Below are 19,522 nucleotides of genomic sequence, written 5' to 3'. Positions count from 1 at the left end.
CCCTAAAGTGACTCAAAGAAGTCAGCGTCTTGCGCTTAGTTTCCGCCGCTGCCCGAGCCCCGCAGCTGCCTCAACGCCCGATCAAGGTCCAGCTTTCGTTGCGTCAGCAGAGCCAGCTCGGCAACGTCCCCCCGCCGCTCGGCTTCCTGGATCTGCGCCCGCAAATCTCGCAATTCCGCTTCGATTCTCCTCTGTTGCAGGCTCACAATCGCTCCAATGACCGCTTCGGCGGACGGAGGCTCATTCTCAGCCAGCAACGCCTCAGCCAGCAACGCCTTTTGCGCCGGATCCTCGACCACATCCATGGGGTCGCGGACGCCCCGTTCAGCCAACGCTCGCAGCGCGGAAAATACCCCAAGCCCCTCAAACCACTGTGGTTGTCTGATCACCGCGTCAGTCGCTGTCCGGCGCGCCTCCTCGTGCTCGGGGTCGGTAATCGACAGGGCCCGCAGCAGCACGCGCTCCACCTCGCTCAACGTCGTGGCCCGCACTTCGATGTGGTCCCGTCGCCTGAGCGCCGCCTGCCGCAACTCCTCGCGCAGCACGGCCGAGTCGATCCCCAGTTTCTGCGCCGCATCCATCGCAAACTGGTCGCGCACCAGTTTCTGCGGAATCCGCCGGATATGCGGCAGCAGGTAATTCATGGCCTTCAGCTTCTGGTCTGCCGCCGCCCCCGGAAACATCTGCCGGGCCCGCTCGATCAGGTAGTCCGACTGCCGCCGCGCCCCCATCACTGCCTGGGTGTAAGCCTCCACCCCCCGTTCGCGAATAAACCGGTCCGGATCGAGTCCTCCCTCCAGCGTAACGAGCTTCAGGTTGAACCCCTCTTCGGTCAACAAAGCAATGGACTTCTCCGCCGCATTCGCTCCTGCCGCGTCGGGATCGAAATTGACCACCACATTCTGGGTATGGCGCCGCAAGATGGCCACTTGCTGTTCGGTAAAAGCCGTTCCGCTGGTGGCAATTACATGCTGAATTCCTCGCAAAAACAGGGAAATACAGTCCATTTGTCCCTCAACCAGCAACGCATAGCCGGCCTGACGAATCGCAGATTTCGCCTTGTCGAGGTTGAACAGAACCTGTCCCTTGATATAAAGCGGCGTTTCCGGCGAATTGATGTACTTCGCGCCCGCTTTTTCGCCCGTCTCCAGGGTCCGCGCCGTAAACGCGATCACCCGCCCGCTCTCGTTGCAAATCGGAAACGTAACGCGCTTGCGAAACCGGTCGTAGATCGGTCCCTGGCTCCCATCTCCCTGTTCCTTTGAGCTGAAAAGTCCCGAGGCCCGCAGCGTCTCCTCGTCGGCCACGCCGCGCAGACGTTCTTCCAAAGCATGAAAGCTGTCCGGCGCGTAGCCGATCCTGAAAAGCTTGATCCGTTCCGGCGTCATTCCTCGCCCGGCCAGGTACTCCCGCGCCAGGGCCCCCTCCGGCCCGCCTAGTTGCTCTTGAAACCACGTTGTCGCAACCTCGTGCAAGTCCAGGAGCTTTGCTCGCATCCGCGCACCAGCGGCTTCTTCAGGCGATGAAAACTCCCTCTTCGGCAGGGGAATTCCGCTCTTCTGCGCCACAATCCGCACTGCTTCCGGGAAGCCGACGTTCTCGATCTTGCCCACAAACGAGAACACATCCCCCGAAACGCCGCATCCGAAGCAGTGATAAAACTGCCGCACCGCATGCACCGAGAACGATGGCGACTTTTCCTTGTGAAATGGACACAGTCCCGAGTAGTTCTGCGCTCCCGCCTTGCGCAGACGGATGTACCCCTCGATCACCTTGACGATGTCGACCTGTTGCTTCACGCTTTGAGCGAAATCTGACACGGAGAGTCTCTTATGAGAATAGGCCACGCGCACGCTTGCGAAATGCCGCGTGCCGTCTGACCTTCAGCCGCTCTATTCCGCAGTCGGCATGTGAACATACATCGACTGAATTCCCACGCGCCCTGGGCCGGTGAACCGATTCCATACAAAGCTGGCCGCGCTGGCAAACAGCCCGGTCGAAAACTTCTGAAACTGCGTCTCCATGGTCACCGATGGGTCTTTGTATATCCATCCGCCCGGCTCGATGTCGATCTTTTCACCAGGCGCCAGGTTCACCTCAAACACATTGCCGTACCCATGCACCCAAACAATTCCGTCCCCGTGTTGCGCCGTAAAATGGTCGACAAAAAATCCAGTCCCGCCCAGCAGCATATTCGCTACGCCTTTCATGCGCATGAATCCATACTCGACGTTTCCCGTGGCGGCCAGAAATTGGTGCTCCCGCATGTCGATTCGTTCGCCCGCGCCCAGGTGAATTGCAAAGATCTGTCCCGCGCCATCGCGACTGAAGCTGATCTGACCCGGCCCTCTCACCTCTGTCAAAAAGAACGGCATACCCGCAAGAATGCGCTTCATTCCGCCCGTCATCGGCCGCACACCGATCTGTACATTCAGATCCTTCCAGAGAAGGATGTAGTGTTCGAAATAGACCGGCACGTCTTTCAACTCAAGACGCAACACCGGTACCAGGTCACCTTCGATGTGATACGTTACACCCGCAAATGTCTCGTTGCGCGCGGCGGTGGGTTTCAAAACCGGGGTCTGCATGTTGCACCTTTCCTCTCTGGAATCATTCCGAGTCTATTGCTCTGCGCTCAAGCATACTTCCAAAATCAGGCCGCAAATCAGAAAGCCTAGAAACGCCGAGTCAGCAAGCTGATCAAGAAGGAACATGCAGATCGTGTCTGAACATTCAGTGACCGCGCCTTCTGCGCGCCGCCGGACTCGAACCCGGTGCGCTCTCCTGTTGCGCCGGCGCCACCTGCGGCTCCGTCCGCTCATACGACGGCACAAACGGCTTGCCATCGATGACGTACACTACCGTCCATCCAACCTCGACCGGTTGTCCGTCTACCAGGTACGGCTTGAACTTCCATTTGTCGATCGCCCTGACCAGCGCATCTTTCAGATCCTGGCTCCAGATGAAAGCCTCTTCGCTCCTCGCCTTCACAGTGCCGTCCTTGTGGATGATGATCGGGACCGGAAAGCTTCCCCGAAACGGGAACCCGTCGGGCCGCAGAGGAATGGAGGCTGCCACCTCATAAACCGACACCGGTTTGGGTTGCCCTGGCTCGATTGTGTATGGCTCCGGAATCGCGTCTTTCGCTGGCTTTACAAGGTCCGCGCTGGCATTCGCCAATGGTTCCAGCACCGCCACTTTCATCTCCGCGGTGAGCGCGCCATTGAAGATCACCTTCATATCGCGTGCGACCGTGCGCCCTTCAAACGGTTGCAGGTCCTCAAACTGCACCGTCGTGTCTGAAACCGCCGTGAGACGCAAATGATATTCATTGTCGAAACACATCGTGGGGAACAACCAGTCCGGATTCGCCTGGTCTGCATAGCGCTGCGGATCGATCACCGAAACGCAATTCAACGTTAGACCTGCCGTTGTCACGCGCTTCACATCCATCTCGTAATCCGGCTTGATGTTGCCAGTCTGATACAGCGGATCGATGACCGGACGCGCCACGCGAAGTGTCAACAGTCGATGATCGAACCCCACCTTGCTGGGCTTGCTCTGGTACTGCTCCGTCTCGGCAACACTCCACTCACTGCCCGTTAACCGCTGCTCCGAACTCTTGAATGTGCGCGCCCACTGGCTGGCGCTCAGGTGCCACTCCTCCATCGTGCCGCCCACGGGCTTTTTTGCACCGGGCGGAATCACCTGAAAATCTACTTTCATGTGCCACGGTTTCAGGTTGTCACCGGCCAGCGCATTGAGTTCCACCCCGGCTCGCATCACCTGATGCGCCAGTTCGCTGATCTTTGCAGTCGCCAGAACCGGATGCGACCCGCCGGAACTCTGGCCATCCTGGGGCGGCGTCCCCTGCGCAAAGATGGAAGGCGTGGAACAAACAAGGAGGGCAAAGAGAGAAATTCGGATCCTCTGAAATGAGAAGAAAGACATTCTGGCGGGCCTCAACTTTTTCGACTCACCATCTTACACTCCCCATCAAAATCGAGGCGTCAGTCTCTCGTCTCCTTATCCCTTTGTCCCTTGGTCCCTGCCTTTATCACTCGTCCCGCAGCGCCTGCATCGGTTGGATGGACGCCGCACGCCGCGCGGGAATCAGCGCGGCCACCAGCCCGATCGCCGTCAACGCCACCGCCACGCCGACATACGTGCTTGCGTCCAACGGCTTCACCTCATATAGGAATCCTTTGATCAGCCGCCCTGTCGCGATCGCCAGCACCAGCCCAGCCACCAAGCCCGCGCCAATCAGGATTGACCCCTGCCGCAGCACCAGCGTCGCCACACTTCTGCGCGTCGCGCCAAGCGCCATGCGGACCCCGATCTCACGTCGCCGATAGCTCACCAGTTGCGATAGAACACCGTACAAGCCAGCGATCACCATCGCAATCGCCAACCCTGCAAACGATCCCACCAGGTAAAGGCCCAGCCGCTGACTGAAGGTGTTCTTGTCCACCGCCTCCTGCATGGTCTGAAATTGGTCCAGCGCGAATCCCGGCGCGAGTTGGTGAAACACCGACCTCATCTCCTGCGCCACAGGAATATCTCCGCGCGTCTTGACCACAAAGTTCACAACCGTCTTCAGCAGCGCCTGGTAAAACAGCGATGTCGTCGGAATCTGCTGTTGCGAAAGCATGACGAAAGGTTGCACTTCTCCGCCTACGCTCGAGTCCACCTGGTTCGCCAGCACGCCAACAATTGTGTACGGCTTGATCATCCCCGTGTCTTTGCCACCCAGGTTGATCTGCTTGCCCAGCGGATCCTTTCCCACAAAATACTTCTTCACTAACGCCTCGTTAACCACTGCCACAAACGGCGCCGTCAGCGCATCTCCATCCCCGATCATTCTCCCGCTTACAATCGGTGTACCCAGCACGCGCGCATAGTCCCCGCTCACGGCCGTTACGCGCGCCCCCGGCTTGTTCTTTGGATCCTTGGCCTGTCCGAGGATGTCGAAGCTCGAGTGCAGGTCCATCCCCGACAGTGGCGGCGACGTAGCGAGCGCCGCGCTCTCCACGCCCGGCACCTGCCTGATCCGCTCCAGCACCGGCTCATAGGTTGTCATCGCCACCGATGTCGGCGCATTCTGCGTATCCGTGGACACCTCCATTCCCGAAAAACCCGCCGCATCCGCAGGCATCGCCGAAAACGTGGTGATATGCGCCGTTTCGAATCCCAACTGCGATTGCTCCAGGTTCCACAGCGTTCGGAACAGCAACCCGGTCCCCACCAGCAGCAGCGTCGACAGCGCCACCTCGCCGGCCACCAGCCATCCGGCGAGTTTGCCGCCCACTGACTTCGACCCAACTCCCCGCGACGCCGCCTGCAGCGCGGTCTGCGGATTTGCCCGCGCCACCAGCAGCGCCGGCAGCAGCGACGAAAGCACCGTGGTCAGTGCCGCAATCCCTGCGAGGGCCAGTAACACCGTCCAGTGGATCGCAATCGAATCGGCGCGCGGAATCGTGTCATTCGGCAGCTTGCGAATTCCCACCATCGCGAGTTCAGCCAGCGCTACGCCAACGCCGCATCCCAGCAAGCTGAGCAGCAGCCCTTCCGACAGCATTTGTACGATCAGCCGCGTCTTGCCGGCACCCAGTGCTGCACGTACCGCAAACTCCTGCTGCCGCCCCAGTGCCCGCGCGATCAGCAGATTTGAAACATTCGCACACGCAATCAGCAGCACCAGCCCCAGCGCTCCTAACAACGCGTAAAGGACCGGCTTCACTGGACCCGTCAGCACCTCCTGGTAGGGATCCACGCGAAACGTAACTGGGGTGTCGTTGTGCTCGTGCGGAATGCGCGCAGCAATTGCATTCACTTCCTGCTGCAGTTGCGCCAGCGTCACGCCGGGCCGCATCACCCCGGCCATGTTGAAGAAATGATAGCCGCGCTGCGTGAGCATTTCCTGGGTCGGTTGAATGGGAAGCCAGATTCCTCTCGCAAGATCGGGACTCATATTATCGGGGAAGCCGAAACTTGCCGGCATGACGCCCACAACGGTCGTAGGCTTTCCTCCGACTTTCACCACCTGCCCCACGATGTTAAGGTCGGCGTGGAATGTATTCCGCCAAAGTCCCTCCGACAGCAGCACCGCCGGAGGTCCGCCGGCTTGACCCTCGGCATCGTTGAATGTGCGCCCCAGCCGCGGATGCCCACCGAGCATCGCAAACAGGTTCGGCGTCACGCGCGGCGCCACCACGCTGACCGAAGTATCCTGCGTCTGCAGCACGCTCACATCTTCGGCATAGCCAGCCGAATCCTGCAGCAGCCTGGACTGATCGTGCAGGTCTTTGTAGTTCAGCCACGAAGTCGACCCGAAGCTCGGCTTGTCGCCGCTCGGCCCGATAAACACCAGCCGGTCGGAATGGGTATACGGCAACGGCCGCAGCAGAACGCTGTCGATGACGGTGAAGATGGCGGTGTTCGCACCCACGCCCAGCGCCAGCGTCAAGATCGCCAGCAACGCCATTCCAGGCGTGTTGCGCAACTGCCGAATCGCATACCGCAAGTCGTACAAAAAGTTCTGCATACCGATTGCCTCCGGGAAGATTCGGACACGAGTCTTACGGAATTCAAGCAGGTGGAGTTCCAATGCGGACAGATAAGTTCGTCAATGCTTTCTGCCGCTTCCGCGATCTTCAACTCCATCCAGTGTGTTTGCAACGTTCATAACTACCATTCATCGTTCGGAATCGAACAGTGGTTTCCTGCAGAACTATGCCGGCAGGCGACCGCCGGACCTACTTGTTGTACTTCGCCAGCCAATTCGCCAGCTCGTGCATCACATCCAGCCGCTGCTCCCACAAGATCGGAAAGTGCGGCGACCCCGGATAGGTCACCATCCGGACCGTCTTGCCCCGCGCCGCCAGTATCTGAAAATACTCGGTCCCCTGGAACGTCGGCACCCGCTGGTCCGCCTCGCCATGCAGAATGAGCAGCGGGGTCGTCACATTCTTCGCAAAATCCACCGCCGAAAACTTGCTGAACGCCGAAGGATCGTCGTCCGTCCACCGCGCGTCGTAGTCCACCTGCGCGATATCGCTCGTCCAGAGGAAGGGGCCCCAATCCGTGATCCCCGCACCTTCGATTGCCGCCTTGTAGCGTCTCGTCTGCGTCACAGTCCAGGACGTCATGAACCCGCCCGCACTCCATCCGAAAATCGCCAGCCGATTCGGATCAGCCCATCCTTGCGCAATAGCAAAGTCCGTCGCGCTGTCCACGTCTTCATACGCGCGATCGCCGAAGTGCTGATAGATCGCCGCCAGAAAATCCGCGCCATACCCCGTAGAACCCCGATACTGGGGCTGCAGCACCACGTAGCCTAACCCTGCGACCGTGCGCGAAAACGCATCGAACACCAGTTCGTCGTTCGCCTCGGGGCCTCCATGCGGCAACACCAGGAACGGATACTTCTTTCCCTTCTCGTACCCGGCCGGAAACGTCGCGATGCCTTCGAGTGAAATTCCTTCCTTGCTCTTCCAGTGGACCACTTCCACCGGACCCAGTTCGATTCCGGCAACCTGCTCATCGCCCTCATGCGTGATCCGGCGCAGATGATCGCCATCCGGCACAGCCACATTCGTCATTTGCGCCGGATCGCCTACGGTAAACGCCATCTGCTCTCCCGCGCCCGCATACTCGCTTTCCACCGGCGTCCCGCGCACCACGCCATCCGGCCAGCGATACGCCGTCTTCAGGGCGCCATCGCGGAATTCATCCACCTCACTGCGCACGCCGCGATTCACCCCGACCCAGACGCGCCCCTGTGCATCGCCTTGGAGCTGCACTGCCGTTGCATCCAGATCCGGCGTCCGATCCTCAGCCGTTCCTCCAGCCGCCGGCACCGTCCACACATGCTCCGGCGTCAGGACCAGGGATTTGGTAGACAGAAACGCAAGAACCTTGCCTCCGTTCGCCCACGCGATCCCATTCACCGAATTCGCAATATCTGTGACGTGGCGTGTCCCCGATGCGCTGCAAACATCAATCGTCGAACCTACTTCGTGATGTCCGATGCGTGGCACCTGCGACAGCACCGCCAGCGAATTCGAATCCGCGCTCCACGCCGCCGCGCTCGCTCCCCCGCCCACCGTGATCGTTCCCGAAAAGTACTTCAGATCCGTGCACCACCACGCACCGCCGGTTCCATCCGCATTCACCACATAGAGGCTCGTCTCCTCCGACTCCTGCACATGGCGCATGCTGTCCATCGCATCCGGCCCGCGCGGATCGGCCGTCATCGCAAAGCGCTTCCCATCCGGTGACGGACTCGCCGACCCAACGCCGCGCGGCAGCACTACAACCGTCGTCGGCGCTGCAGCCAGCTTCCCGTCCTTCACAGCGAAGATGGCGAACTGCTGATGGTCATTCACCTTCCATCCGCCATACAGGCTCGCTCCGTCGCGCGTAAACCCCATCGGATGAAACCCGTCGGGCACTTCGAGCTTCTTCGCGCCGTTTCCATCCGCCCCAATCGTCCACCACTCAATATGCGTAGGCCCCTTCTCCGCTCCAAACGCCACGGTGTACAGAATCGTCCCATTCCCACTCACCGCCGCCGCATGCGCGCTTCGCAGTTCAGACCAGTCCTTCGGCGTAAATGGCCCATGCGCCGGCTTTGACTGTCCCATCGCCGTCGAAACCGCAAAAGTGAATACCGTCCATAAGAACGCAAACTTCTCCATTCGAGTCCGCATCTTCGGGTCCTCCTGATCTCCATAAACGAAAAATTTCAATGGGGAACCAATCCACCTGAATTGTAGTTTGAAGCCGCCTTCTCGACACATCTTTGTGACCATCACCCTCGCCCCTTACTATGGCTCTTCGGGAGAATCTTCTTCATGCGCGCGCATCCAGCCCTTCTCGCCTTTGTTTTTCTGCTTCCATTCGCCGCGACCGCACAAGCTCCGTCGCAATCACCACCGCCGCCCACGGAAGAGCAGATCAAGGCCGCCGCTGCGTTGCCTTTTCGCAATACCTCTCTCCCCATCGATCAGCGCGTCAATGATTTAGTGGGCCGTCTCACCCTCGAAGAAGAAGTCTCCCAGCTCATCGATCGCGCCGCACCCATCCCGCGCCTCGACATCCCCGCCTACAACTGGTGGAACGAAGGCCTCCACGGCATCGCCCGCTCCGGTTTCGCCACCATGTTCCCGCAGGCCATCGGCAATGCGGCGACATGGGACGCGCCGCTGGTTCACTCCATCGGCGAAGTTGTCTCCATTGAGGCACGCGCCAAGTACAACGACGCCATCGCGCACAACAATCACGATCGCTACTTCGGCCTCACCATCTGGTCGCCCAACATCAATATCTTTCGCGATCCCCGCTGGGGGCGCGGCCAGGAAACCTATGGCGAAGACCCATTTCTGACCTCCCGCCTCGGCACTGCTTTCGTAGAGGGCATTCAAGGCGACGACCCGAAATACTTCCGCGCCATCGCCACGCCGAGCACTACGCCGTACACAGCGGTCCCGAGTCAACACGCCACAAAGCCAACGTCGACCCCACCCCGCACGATCTCTGGGACACCTATCTCCCTGCCTTCCGCGCTACCATCGTCGATGGCCACGCCGACTCCATCATGTGTTCCTACAATGCCGTAGACAAAGTCCCCGCCTGCGCCAGCAAAATGCTGCTCGGCGACATTCTTCGCGGCGACTGGCACTTTCCCGGCTTCGTCACCTCCGACTGCGGCGCCATTGGCGACTTCTCCGAGCCCTACGGACATCACTACTCCGCCGACTTCGCAGCCGCATCGGCCGCCGGCATCCTCGCCGGGACCGACACCGACTGTGGCACCGAATATCTCAAGCTCACCGACGCCGTCCAAAAAGGGCTGCTCACCAAAGCCCAGCTCGACGTCTCCGTCAAGCGCCTCTTCACCGCGCGCATGAAGCTCGGCATGTTCGATCCGACCCAGCAGGTACCGTTTTCCAATATCCCCTACTCCGTCGTCGACTCGGCCGAACACGCCGCCCTCGCCCTGCGCGCCGCACGCGAGTCTATGGTGCTTCTCAAAAACGAAGACCATTTCCTCCCGCTCGATCCTGCCAAGCACCAGACCATCGCCGTCGTCGGTCCGCTTGCCGGTTCGCGCATTGCTCTCGAAGGCAACTACAACGCCATCCCGCTTCACCCCATCCTCCCGATCGACGGAATCGAAAAGGAGTTCGGCCAGGACCACGTCATCTACGCCCAGGGCTCGCCTTATATCCCGGGCGGCGAACTTCCCGTTCCGCGCACCATGCTCCGCGCTGCCGGTCACTCGACGGTGGATGGACTCGAAGGCCAGTACTTCTCCCACCCTAGCTTCGACGGCGCTCCCGCCATGGTCCGCATCGACAGGGAAATCGACTTCGACTGGGCCTTCGCCAATCCTGTTGAGCCGCACCACACATCTACCCAGGCCTTCGCCGTTCGCTGGGTCGGCGCCATCCGCTCCCCAGTTGCCGAGACACTCAACCTCCAGTTCCGCCTGCCGTTCTGCTACCCGTGTCAGGACAAGGTGAAGTTCGCTGTCTATCTTGACGGCAATCAGCTCGAGCCCAATGCTCCGCCGACACCGACTACCAACAAGCTCCCGCCCTCCGGCCGCAACTACGGAGCCATCCAGCACTTCGCCGTTCCCTTCGCCGACACTCGTCCCCATGACCTCCGCATTGAGTATGTGCAGACCGGCCGCATCTCCGGCGCAGGCCTGGCATTCGAATGGGGGCCACGCGAAAAATTCCTTCAAGACCAGGCCATCGAAGCTGCAAAGAAATCTGACGTCGTTGTGGCCTTTGTCGGCCTCACCCCGCGCCTTGAAGGCGAAGAGATGAAGGTGAACGCCAAAGGCTTCGCCGGCGGAGATCGCACCGATCTCGACCTTCCCGACGTGCAGCAGCAAATGCTCGAAGCCGTCGCCAAAACCGGCAAACCCATGGTCGTCGTCCTGCTCAACGGCAGCGCCCTCGCCGTCAACTGGGCAAAAGAAAATGCGCGCGCACTCCTCGAAGCCTGGTATCCCGGCCAGTCCGGCGGAGAGGCAATTGCCGAAACGCTGAGCGGCAAAAATAATCCCGCCGGCCGCCTTCCGGTCACCTTCTACACCGGCGTCGATCAGCTCCCCGCCTTCGACGACTACTCCATGGCCAACCGCACCTACCGCTATTTCAAAGGCAAGCCACTCTTCGCTTTCGGCGACGGCCTCAGCTACACGACCTTCGCCTACTCCGGCCTGCGAATCTCACCACGCGACCTGAAAGCCGGCGATACCCTCACCGTGGAAGCCGACGTTCGCAACACCGGCACCGTGGCCGGTGATGAAGTCGCGGAACTCTACATCACGCCGCCCCAATCCGGCCCCGCACCCAAACTGTCTCTCGCAGGCTTTCAGCGCCTCCACCTTCAACCGCTCGAACAGAGGCACATCGTCTTCCATCTCGATGCTCGCACCCTATCGCAGGTCGATGAAAAGGGAACTCGTGCCGTAACCTCCGGCAGCTACAAGATTTCCATCGGCAGCTCCCAACCCGAGGGCGATCAGGGGCCCGCCACCGCAACCACCGTCTTTACTGTTACCGGCAGCAAGGAACTGCCTCACTGATTCCTGAACCGCTGGGCATCATCCTCGGGAAAGCCGCAGTCCTCATGTTCCGATGTCCCTTTGTCCCTATGCCCTAGCTAGGTCTCTGCCCTCAATATTTGTTGCAACAACTATCTTCCTGCCGCATCCAAGACTTCTGAAAGGAGCCACCCATGGCTACTACAACATCGACCCCCTCCACCATCACCACCTGGAATATCGATCCGGCTCACTCAGCCGCCGAGTTCAAGGTCAAGCACATGATGATCTCCAATGTAAAAGGCAAGTTCAGCGGAATCAGCGGCAAACTCGTCCTCGACGAATCCGATCCAACCCGCTCCACCATTGAGGCTGAAATTCCTGTCGCCACCGTCAGCACTCAGGACGACCAGCGCGACGCACACCTCAAGAGCGCCGACTTCTTCGACGCCGAGAAATATCCCACGCTTGGTTTCAAGTCCCTTTCGGTACGCATCACCGGCCCCGGCGAGCACGAAGTTGTCGGCGAACTCATTATCCACGGCGTCACGAAGGTCGTCACGTTTGCCGTCGAAGGCCCGAGCCTGCCCGGCAAAGACCCCTGGGGCAACACCCGCATCGGTCTCTCCGCCACCGCCAAAATCAACCGCAAGGAATTCGGTCTCGGCTGGAACGCAGCCCTCGAAACCGGCGGCGTCCTGGTCGGGGAAGACATCGCCATCACTCTCGACATCCAGTTCATCAAGGCGTAACTACAGTTTAGAGTTCACAGTTATACCGGCGCTGCCACACCCTCGCCTGAGCCTAACCAGTCGGAAAACTGTGAACTACGAACTCAGAACTCTAAACTAGCCAATTACTTGTTGCAACGAATATCTCCTTCGCGCATCCAATACCTGTAAGCATAAACAGCAAGTCGGAGGTCAAATATGTCGCTTCGCGCGGTCAAACAGATTCTTGAAACCAAGCCCACCATCGAGGGTGCCGGCGTTAAGCTCCAGCGCGCCTTCGGCTTCGGCAAAACCAAGGAGTTCGATCCCTTCCTCCTGCTCGACGACTTCCGCAACGAGAACCCCTCGGACTATCTCGCCGGTTTCCCCTGGCACCCGCATCGCGGCATCGAGACCATCACCTACGTCCTGGCCGGCGAAGTTGCGCACGGCGATAGCCTCGGCAACAAGGGCCGCATGACCGCGGGCGATGTCCAGTGGATGACCGCCGGCAGCGGCATCCTCCACCAGGAAATGCCCAAGGGCGATGAGCGCGGCCGCATGCACGGCTTCCAGTTGTGGGCGAACCTGCCTTCACATCTGAAGATGACCGATCCCCGCTATCAGGACATCGCAGCAGCGGAGATTCCCGAAGTCACTGAGGACGACGGTACCAAGGCTCGGATTATTGTCGGCGATTTCTGGGGCAAGCGCGGACCTGTCGAGGGAGTAGCCGCCGATCCCAGCTACGTGGACATCTCGGTGCCGCCCAACAAGCTGCGCCGCATCAAGGTGGACGTCACCAGGAACGCTTTCGCCTACGTCTTCGCCGGCGCCGGCACCTTCCGCGACGCCTCGGATCCGAAAGCCGTTCTAACCGAGTCCGCTGTCGACCCGAACGCCCCGGCAAAGTACGACGCGAAAAACCATTCGCTTGTTCTCTTCGACCGCGGCGACGAGATCGTGGTCCAGGCAGGCCCGGAAGGAATTCGCTTTCTGCTTGTCTCGGGCAAGCCGCTCGAGGAACCGGTAGCGTGGTACGGTCCCATCGTGATGAACACGCAGGCCGAGTTGAACCAGGCCATGCACGACCTGCAAACCGGCAAGTTCATCAAGCACCAGTAAACGACTGATTCTCGCAGCACAAATATGCCCCGGTCCTCAGGCCGGGGCATTCTTTATTTGAGATCAAGGCACAGAAGGGCTCAGCATCGATGTGCTACTCTCTCGAACGGTTCCAGAAAGGCTCTCGAGATCATGCCGAAATACGCCCTTTGCCTGGCAGCGCTTCTAACCTCAATCTTCGCGGCCACGGGAAGCGTTGCCCAGTTTCCCGGAATGTCTTCGGCGAAGCACTACGCCTGGTCCGACAAGAGTCTCTCCCCCGATGCGCGTGCCGACATGGTGATCAAGGAGATGACGCTGGACGAAAAAATCCAGCTCCTTCACGGTCCCGGCTGGCAGGCAATCTTCGCACCCCAGGAATCCGGACCTCTCACCCGCGCTATCGCGGTCCTTGGGTTTATTCCCGGCGTCCCCCGGCTCGGCATTCCCGATCTCCAAATGACGGATTCAAACCAGGGGATTTCGATGGCCGGCTCCAAAGGCCGGTATGCGACCGCCCTGCCTTCCGATGAAGCGATGGCAGCTGCCTGGGATCCGGAGCTCTCTTATGAGATCGGCACCATGCTCGGACACGAGATGCGCGCGATAGGTTTCAACATGTCGCTCGGCTCCGGAATCAATCTCATCCGCGAACCGCGCGACGGCCGCACCTTCGAATACAAGGGGGAAGATCCGCTGCTTGCGGGTACACTTGCAGGCCAGGAACTGAAAGCCGAGAAAGCACTCCACCTCATCACCGATCTGAAGCACTATGCCGTTAACGATCAGGATGCCGGCCGCATCGTCGCCAACTCCATCATCAGCAAGCGCGCCATGCGCGAAAGCGACCTGCTCGCTTTCCAAATCGCCCTCAAAGACTCAGGAGCCGGCGCCATCATGTGCTCCTATAACCGCATCAATGGAATCTATGCCTGCGAAAATTCCTACACGCTCACCGATGTTCTGAAGAAGGACTTCGGTTTCAAGGGATTCGTGGTCTCCGACTGGGGTGGCACGCAGAGCACCGTGAAGGCCGCCATGGCTGGTCTCGACGTTGAGATGCCTGGCAACGATTCCTTCGGCGCACCGCTCAAGAAGGCCGTAGAAAGCGGCGAAGTGCCCATGGATAGGCTGAATGATATGGTCCACCGCGTTCTCCGCACTGAGTTCGATTCAGGCATCGTTGACGACCCTCCGCAACCCGAATCCCCCGACGTCATGCGCGGATTCGAGGTCGCGCAAAAAACCGAGGAGCGCGGTGCTGTGCTGCTGAAGAATGCCGCCAATCTGCTGCCGTTGAACGCCGCTTCCATTAAGTCCATCGCCGTCATTGGTGGACACGCAGATGCAGGCGTGCTTTCCGGTGGAGGCTCTTCGCAGGTCTCGCCCGCGGGCGGCAATGCGGTTCCGCCACCGCCGGAACTGATGAAGAATCCGCTGACGGCTTTCATGTTGCTCGAGGTCTATCACCGCTCAGCTCCGCTGAAAGGAATCCAACAGAAAGCGCCGCATGCGATCGTCAAATTCGATCCGGGTACTGACCCCGTCTCTGCTGCTGCCCTCGCCAAATCCTCGCAGATCGCAATCGTCTTCGCCGTTCAACACGAGTCCGAAGGCATGGACCTCAAGAATCTCTCTCTGCCCGACAAGCAGGATTCGCTGATTGAAGCCGTTGCCGCCGCCAATCCCCATACCATCGTCGTGCTGGAGTCGGGAGGCGCTGTCCTGATGCCCTGGATCGACAAGGTCGGGTCCGTGGTCGAGGCATGGTATCCCGGCATTCGCGGCTCCGAGGCGATTGCCAATCTCCTCTTCGGAGAGGTAAACCCCTCCGGCAAACTCCCCATCACCTTCCCGATGAGCGAGTCGGATCTGCCCCATCCGGTTCACGTTGATCCGCCGAAAGCCGATGCGAACCACCCCGTTCCCAAACTCGCAGGCGCACCGGGGCTGATCGGAATGGCAATGGGTATCGCTCCGTCCTTCGATGTGCCTTACGACGAAGGCCTCAAGGTGGGGTACAAGTGGTACGACGCGGAGAAAAAGCCCGTTCTCTTCCCCTTCGGCTTCGGCCTGTCTTACACCACGTTCGCCTACTCAGGACTCAAGATCGCACCGGGCGATGCGACCACCGTGTCATTCACGGTTAAAAATACCGGCAAGCGCGCGGGCAGCGAGATCGCCCAGGTCTATGCATCTTTGCCGGAGTCGGCAGGAGAACCACCGAATCGTTTAATTGGCTGGAGCAGGATCGATCTCGCACCCGGCGAATCAAAGCAAGCCACCGTAACCGTCAACCGCGATCGCTTGATGATCTTTGATGAAGAATCCGATTCCTGGAAACTGCCTGCCGGGCAGTACGTCCTCCGTGCCGGTTCATCGTCTCGGAATCTCCCCCTGCAGCAAACGGTCTCGTTCGAGAAATAAACTGTTTTGATCGCGGCAAAAGCCACCAAAACGCAAAGAAGGCCTGAATTCAGGCCTTCTTCATACCACCTCTACCGAAATCGTCAAGCTCGGCTCATCACCGCCCGTTTGCCGCGTAAGACCGGGGAGCTTCGAAGGCCGCGAGCGTGAAGGCAGGCTGAACAGGGGCTTTGCGGATCGGGATCACGCTCGCTGAGATCGGCAGAAGCTGCACCGGAACCTCAGCCTCTTCTTCTTGCTGGGAGATCGCCGCATCTTGGTTCTTCTCGACCATCAGGAGTTCGGGAACCGCAGCCTTCTCCGCGATGATTTGCTGGATTCGCGCCTCTAATCTTTTCTTCGATTCCAGCTCTGCCATCTCTTCTTGTTCAGTCTGCTTTCTTTTCCCGAACAATGAAGAGAAAAAGCTTCGTTTTCTGTCGTTTGCCATCGCCTGCGGACTCCTGGGGAAGAGTGGTCGGTGTCGATGCGCTATCCCGCGCCGGGTAGATATTGATGCCGAAAAACAACGGTAGATCAAGAGTTTGACACTGATAACACTTTCGGGCCATCCCCGGATGGTCACCGCCAGTAACCGAAATAGTCATCGTTGTCCGGGTACCCCGATGCCTCCACGTCATGTCCCGAGCTTGAGCTTTTGCCCCAAAAAGGGCACAGCTCCATCCTCTCCGCGTTGAACCGGGAGAGGATGTGAGAGCGCAACCCCTGCGTACCCTTCGGTTTAGCGGGCCGCGACGGCGTTTTCCACCCAGGCCTTCGCCTCGGCCGACTTGAGCCACTCGCCCGCCACCTGCCGGGTGGCTACATTCAGGCGATTCCACAGGTTGATCACCGCGATGCAGAGCACCAGCGCTGCGAGCGCCGGCTCGTCGAAGTGCCGCGCCGCCTCGTTCCATATTTCGTCCGGCACGGGATCCGGCCGATCGCTCAGCCTCGTGACAGCCTCGGTAAGCGCCAGCGCCGCACGTTCTGCGTCGGTAAAGTAAGGAGCATCCCTCCAGGCCGCCACCGCAAAGACGCGTTCGTCGGTTTCGTTCGAGCGTTTCAGGTTGCGCCAATGCATATCGACACATACGCTGCATCCATTAATCTGGCTTGCGCGCAAGTGCATCAATTCGCGTATTTTCTGCGGCAAACCGCTCTTTTCGGTTAATTTGCCCAGTGCTTGCAGCGTCTCGATGGCGCCGGGGAGAATCATAGCTGGATTGTTGATACGGGATTGCATAGTCATTGACTCCTTGTCACATTGATTAGCTTTCGTTCGTCAATCCCATGACGAATGCAGTCGAGGAAATGTGACCGATGAGCGAATCTCAGTTTCTGGCGGATCGATTCGAACAAAACCGGGATCGGCTGCGCGCCGTCGCCTATCGCATACTCGGCTCGTTGGCCGACGCCGACGACGCCGTGCAGGAAGCGTGGCTGCGCCTCAGCCGCACAGATGCCGACAGCATCGAGAATCTCGGCGGATGGCTGACCACCGTTGTGGGACACGTGTGTCTTGACATGCTTCGTTCCCGCACCTCGCGCCGCGAAGACTCTCTCGAGGAACAACTTCCCGAACCGCCCGCCCCCAAAAGAGCCACCGCAAACCCTGAGCAGGAAGCGGTGCTTGCCGATTCGGTTGGTCTCGCGCTGATGGTCGTTCTCGATCGCCTGGCCCCCGCCGAGCGCCTCGCGTTTGTGCTGCACGATATGTTCGATCTGTCTTTCGATGAGATCGCATCCATCGTCGGACGCACGCCCAACGCGGCGCGGCAATTGGCAAGCCGCGCCCGTCGTCGCATTCGAGGCGGCAAAGTTTCGGGCGCGACCCTCCCTCAACAGAGAAAGGTGGTTGACGCCTTTCTCGCAGCTTTACGTGGTGGTGACTTTGAAGCGCTCGTCGCAGTGCTGGATCCTGACGTTCAAATCCACTCCGACCATGTCTCGCGCCTCCCCGGCGCTCCCGCGGAAGTCCGCGGCGCCGAATCCTGGGCACGGCAGGCTATCACCGCCGCGCAAGGCGCAAGGGCCGCCCGCATTGCACTCGTCGATGGATCAGTCGGGCTTGTTGTGGCGCCGCGAGGACGCCTCTTCCGGGTCCTTCGCTTCTCGTTTGCCAATGGAAAAATCAGCCGCATCGATGTTATCGGCGATCCCGCCGAGCTTGCGTCGCTCGACCTCGCCGTCCTCGATCAATAACGAGATCAACCCGGGCGGACCGCAAAGCGGCGGCCTGCGCCCGAAGTATGTATCCGCCATCAACTCGACTATCTGGCAACCTCCAGGATGGCTTCTGGCCTGAACCCACGCTCTCGAAGAGAACGAATACTCAACGCATCATGCCGCTTCGCCAGCCGCCGCCCCTGGTCGTCCACACTTAATTCGCAATGAAACCACTTTGGATCCGCAAACCCCAGCGCCCGGTTCAGCAAGATCTGCCGCGCCGTCGACTTCAGCAGATCCGCGCCACGCACCACCTCCGTGATCCGCATCGCCGCATCGTCAGCCACGCATGCCAGCTGATAGCTCGGGCACCCACCACCCCACGGACGAGGACCTGTCCGCGGGGACCCCGGCACTCCACCACCCCACGGACGAGGACCTGTCCACGGGGACCCCGGCACTCCATCCCGCCGCCACAAAAGAAAATCGCCGAAATCCACTCCCGCCACATAGCGCTGCGTTCCCAGATTCAAATCCTCGAACTCGACAGGCTCCCCATCCGGCACGCGGAACCGCCAGTTCATCCCGCTCGGCCCATCCGCCATTTCGCTTGAAATTTCAAAGACACCCTTGCCTGTGCACGATGGGCGACAAGTACCCGGATACACCGGCTCATCCTCCGCATCCTGCCCGCGCCCCGCGCCCTCATGAGGAGCACTGACCGCCGCCGCCAGATCCTTTCGCGAACACCGGCACGGATAAATCAATCCGCTTTCGCGCAAGCGCTTCCACGCGTCGAGATAAACCTCGCCGCGCTCGCTCTGCGCATAAGGCCCGAACGCTCCGCCGACATCGGGACCCTCATCCCAGTCCAATCCCAGCCAGCGCAAATCCTCAAGCGCCGCCGCCGCATATTCCATCCGGCTGCGATCGCGATCCAAGTCCTCCATCCGCATCACCAGCGCGCCACCCGCCTCGCGCGCTCGCCGCCAAGCCGTCGCAAACGTCCGCGCGTGCCCGATGTGCAGATACCCCGTAGGCGAAGGCGCAAGCCTGCCCCGATAACCCGCATGCGCGAATGAAGTCAGGCCGTCCATCTCACGTTTAGTGTAGACATCGGGATCAACGCGAATCGAACCCCTGCGGATCACCTGCAACGAAAAGAATCGCCTTCGTCGTTTTTCCCCTTGCACTTCGACAAGAGTTTGTCCTATGCTCTTGTCGAAGCGAAAGGGAACGAATGCCGGAGAAGATCGAGCTGCCTCAAGGCACCCTGGATTTGCTTATTTTGCGCACACTCCTGACCGGGGCACAGCACGGTTGGGCCATCTCAGAGCGCGTACAACAAGTTTCGAGCGAAGTGCTCAGCATCCAGCAGGGATCGTTGTATCCCGCGCTGCACCGGCTCGAACGACGCGGTTGGATCAAGGCAAAATGGGGCACTTCCGACAACAACCGTCGCGCAAAGTACTACGAGCTCACGCGGACCGGGGAGAAGCAATTGGAAAGGGAAACAGAAGCGTGGCGCAAGTTGACCGTTGCCGTTGCGCAGGTTCTGGAAGGAGCGTGA

The 19,522-nt window shown here is 60.0% G+C and carries 15 protein-coding genes and 1 pseudogene; 8 read left to right on the top strand and 8 right to left on the bottom strand.

Annotation, left to right across the window (positions count from 1 at the left end; translation table 11 throughout):
• Positions 1–35: 35 nt before the first annotated feature.
• The 5 genes from dnaG to WCA10_RS26105 form a co-directional block, all read right to left on the bottom strand.
• The gene (gene dnaG / locus WCA10_RS26125; protein WP_472825487.1) at positions 36–1,820 is read right to left on the bottom strand and encodes a DNA primase; all 1,785 of its coding nucleotides are present in this window, start codon (positions 1,818–1,820) and stop codon (positions 36–38) included.
• Between the two features lie 72 nt (positions 1,821–1,892).
• Positions 1,893–2,588, bottom strand: coding sequence for an AIM24 family protein (locus WCA10_RS26120; RefSeq protein ID WP_472825486.1), 696 nt, complete (start codon positions 2,586–2,588; stop codon positions 1,893–1,895).
• A 145-nt stretch (positions 2,589–2,733) separates the two neighbouring features.
• Positions 2,734–3,951 carry an energy transducer TonB gene (locus tag WCA10_RS26115; RefSeq protein ID WP_472825485.1) on the bottom strand — a complete coding sequence of 406 codons (1,218 nt, stop codon included), beginning with the start codon at positions 3,949–3,951 and terminating at the stop codon, positions 2,734–2,736.
• Positions 3,952–4,057: 106 nt separating this feature from the next.
• Positions 4,058–6,544, bottom strand: a complete 2,487-nt coding sequence (locus WCA10_RS26110; protein WP_472825484.1) for an ABC transporter permease — start codon at positions 6,542–6,544, stop codon at positions 4,058–4,060.
• A gap of 211 nt (positions 6,545–6,755) precedes the next feature.
• A complete protein-coding gene (locus WCA10_RS26105) occupies positions 6,756–8,711 on the bottom strand; it encodes an alpha/beta hydrolase family protein (protein ID WP_472825483.1) in 1,956 nt (651 codons plus the stop codon).
• Positions 8,712–8,855: 144 nt separating this feature from the next.
• On the opposite strand from WCA10_RS26105, the gene WCA10_RS26100 reads away from it, so the two are divergent.
• The 6 genes and pseudogenes from WCA10_RS26100 (at position 8,856) to WCA10_RS26075 (ending at position 15,804) form a co-directional block, all read left to right on the top strand.
• Positions 8,856–9,620, top strand: coding sequence for a glycoside hydrolase family 3 N-terminal domain-containing protein (locus WCA10_RS26100; protein WP_472825482.1), 765 nt, complete (start codon positions 8,856–8,858; stop codon positions 9,618–9,620).
• Positions 9,521–9,841: pseudogene (locus WCA10_RS26095) on the top strand (glycoside hydrolase family 3 N-terminal domain-containing protein); the annotation flags it as partial. The gene WCA10_RS26100 and the pseudogene WCA10_RS26095, both read left to right, overlap by 100 nt.
• Positions 9,842–9,907: 66 nt before the next feature.
• On the top strand, positions 9,908–11,605 hold the full coding sequence (locus WCA10_RS26090) for a glycoside hydrolase family 3 C-terminal domain-containing protein (protein WP_472825508.1): 1,698 nt from the start codon (positions 9,908–9,910) through the stop codon (positions 11,603–11,605).
• A gap of 152 nt (positions 11,606–11,757) precedes the next feature.
• Positions 11,758–12,315 (top strand): YceI family protein, encoded by a 558-nt coding sequence (locus WCA10_RS26085; RefSeq protein ID WP_472825481.1) that lies wholly within the window; start codon positions 11,758–11,760, stop codon positions 12,313–12,315.
• Between the two features lie 177 nt (positions 12,316–12,492).
• Positions 12,493–13,398, top strand: a complete 906-nt coding sequence (locus tag WCA10_RS26080) for a pirin family protein (protein ID WP_472825480.1) — start codon at positions 12,493–12,495, stop codon at positions 13,396–13,398.
• Between the two features lie 132 nt (positions 13,399–13,530).
• Complete coding sequence (locus WCA10_RS26075) at positions 13,531–15,804, top strand: beta-glucosidase (protein WP_472825479.1); 2,274 nt, start codon at positions 13,531–13,533, stop codon at positions 15,802–15,804.
• Positions 15,805–15,901: 97 nt separating this feature from the next.
• On the opposite strand, the gene WCA10_RS26070 is transcribed toward WCA10_RS26075, so the two are convergent.
• The gene (locus WCA10_RS26070; RefSeq protein ID WP_472825478.1) at positions 15,902–16,234 is read right to left on the bottom strand and encodes a hypothetical protein; all 333 of its coding nucleotides are present in this window, start codon (positions 16,232–16,234) and stop codon (positions 15,902–15,904) included.
• Positions 16,235–16,525: 291 nt separating this feature from the next.
• Complete coding sequence (locus WCA10_RS26065; RefSeq protein ID WP_472825477.1) at positions 16,526–17,029, bottom strand: carboxymuconolactone decarboxylase family protein; 504 nt, start codon at positions 17,027–17,029, stop codon at positions 16,526–16,528.
• 77 nt (positions 17,030–17,106) lie between these two features.
• Between WCA10_RS26065 and WCA10_RS26060 the strand changes: the two genes are divergently transcribed.
• Positions 17,107–17,988, top strand: a complete 882-nt coding sequence (locus WCA10_RS26060) for a sigma-70 family RNA polymerase sigma factor (RefSeq protein ID WP_472825476.1) — start codon at positions 17,107–17,109, stop codon at positions 17,986–17,988.
• A gap of 68 nt (positions 17,989–18,056) precedes the next feature.
• Here WCA10_RS26060 and WCA10_RS26055 read toward each other — a convergent pair whose 3' ends face one another.
• Entirely contained in the window at positions 18,057–19,103 is a 1,047-nt protein-coding gene (locus tag WCA10_RS26055; protein WP_472825507.1) for a glutamate--tRNA ligase family protein, read from the bottom strand.
• Positions 19,104–19,192: 89 nt separating this feature from the next.
• Here WCA10_RS26055 and WCA10_RS26050 point away from each other — a divergent pair, with 89 nt between their 5' ends.
• A complete protein-coding gene (locus WCA10_RS26050; protein WP_472825475.1) occupies positions 19,193–19,522 on the top strand; it encodes a PadR family transcriptional regulator in 330 nt (109 codons plus the stop codon).

Source organism: Occallatibacter sp. (assembly GCF_049582745.1).
In the GTDB taxonomy this organism is placed as follows: domain Bacteria; phylum Acidobacteriota; class Terriglobia; order Terriglobales; family Acidobacteriaceae; genus Telmatobacter.
The sequence above is the reverse complement of the archived record's forward strand: the minus strand, read 5'-3'. Positions and strand labels throughout refer to the sequence as shown.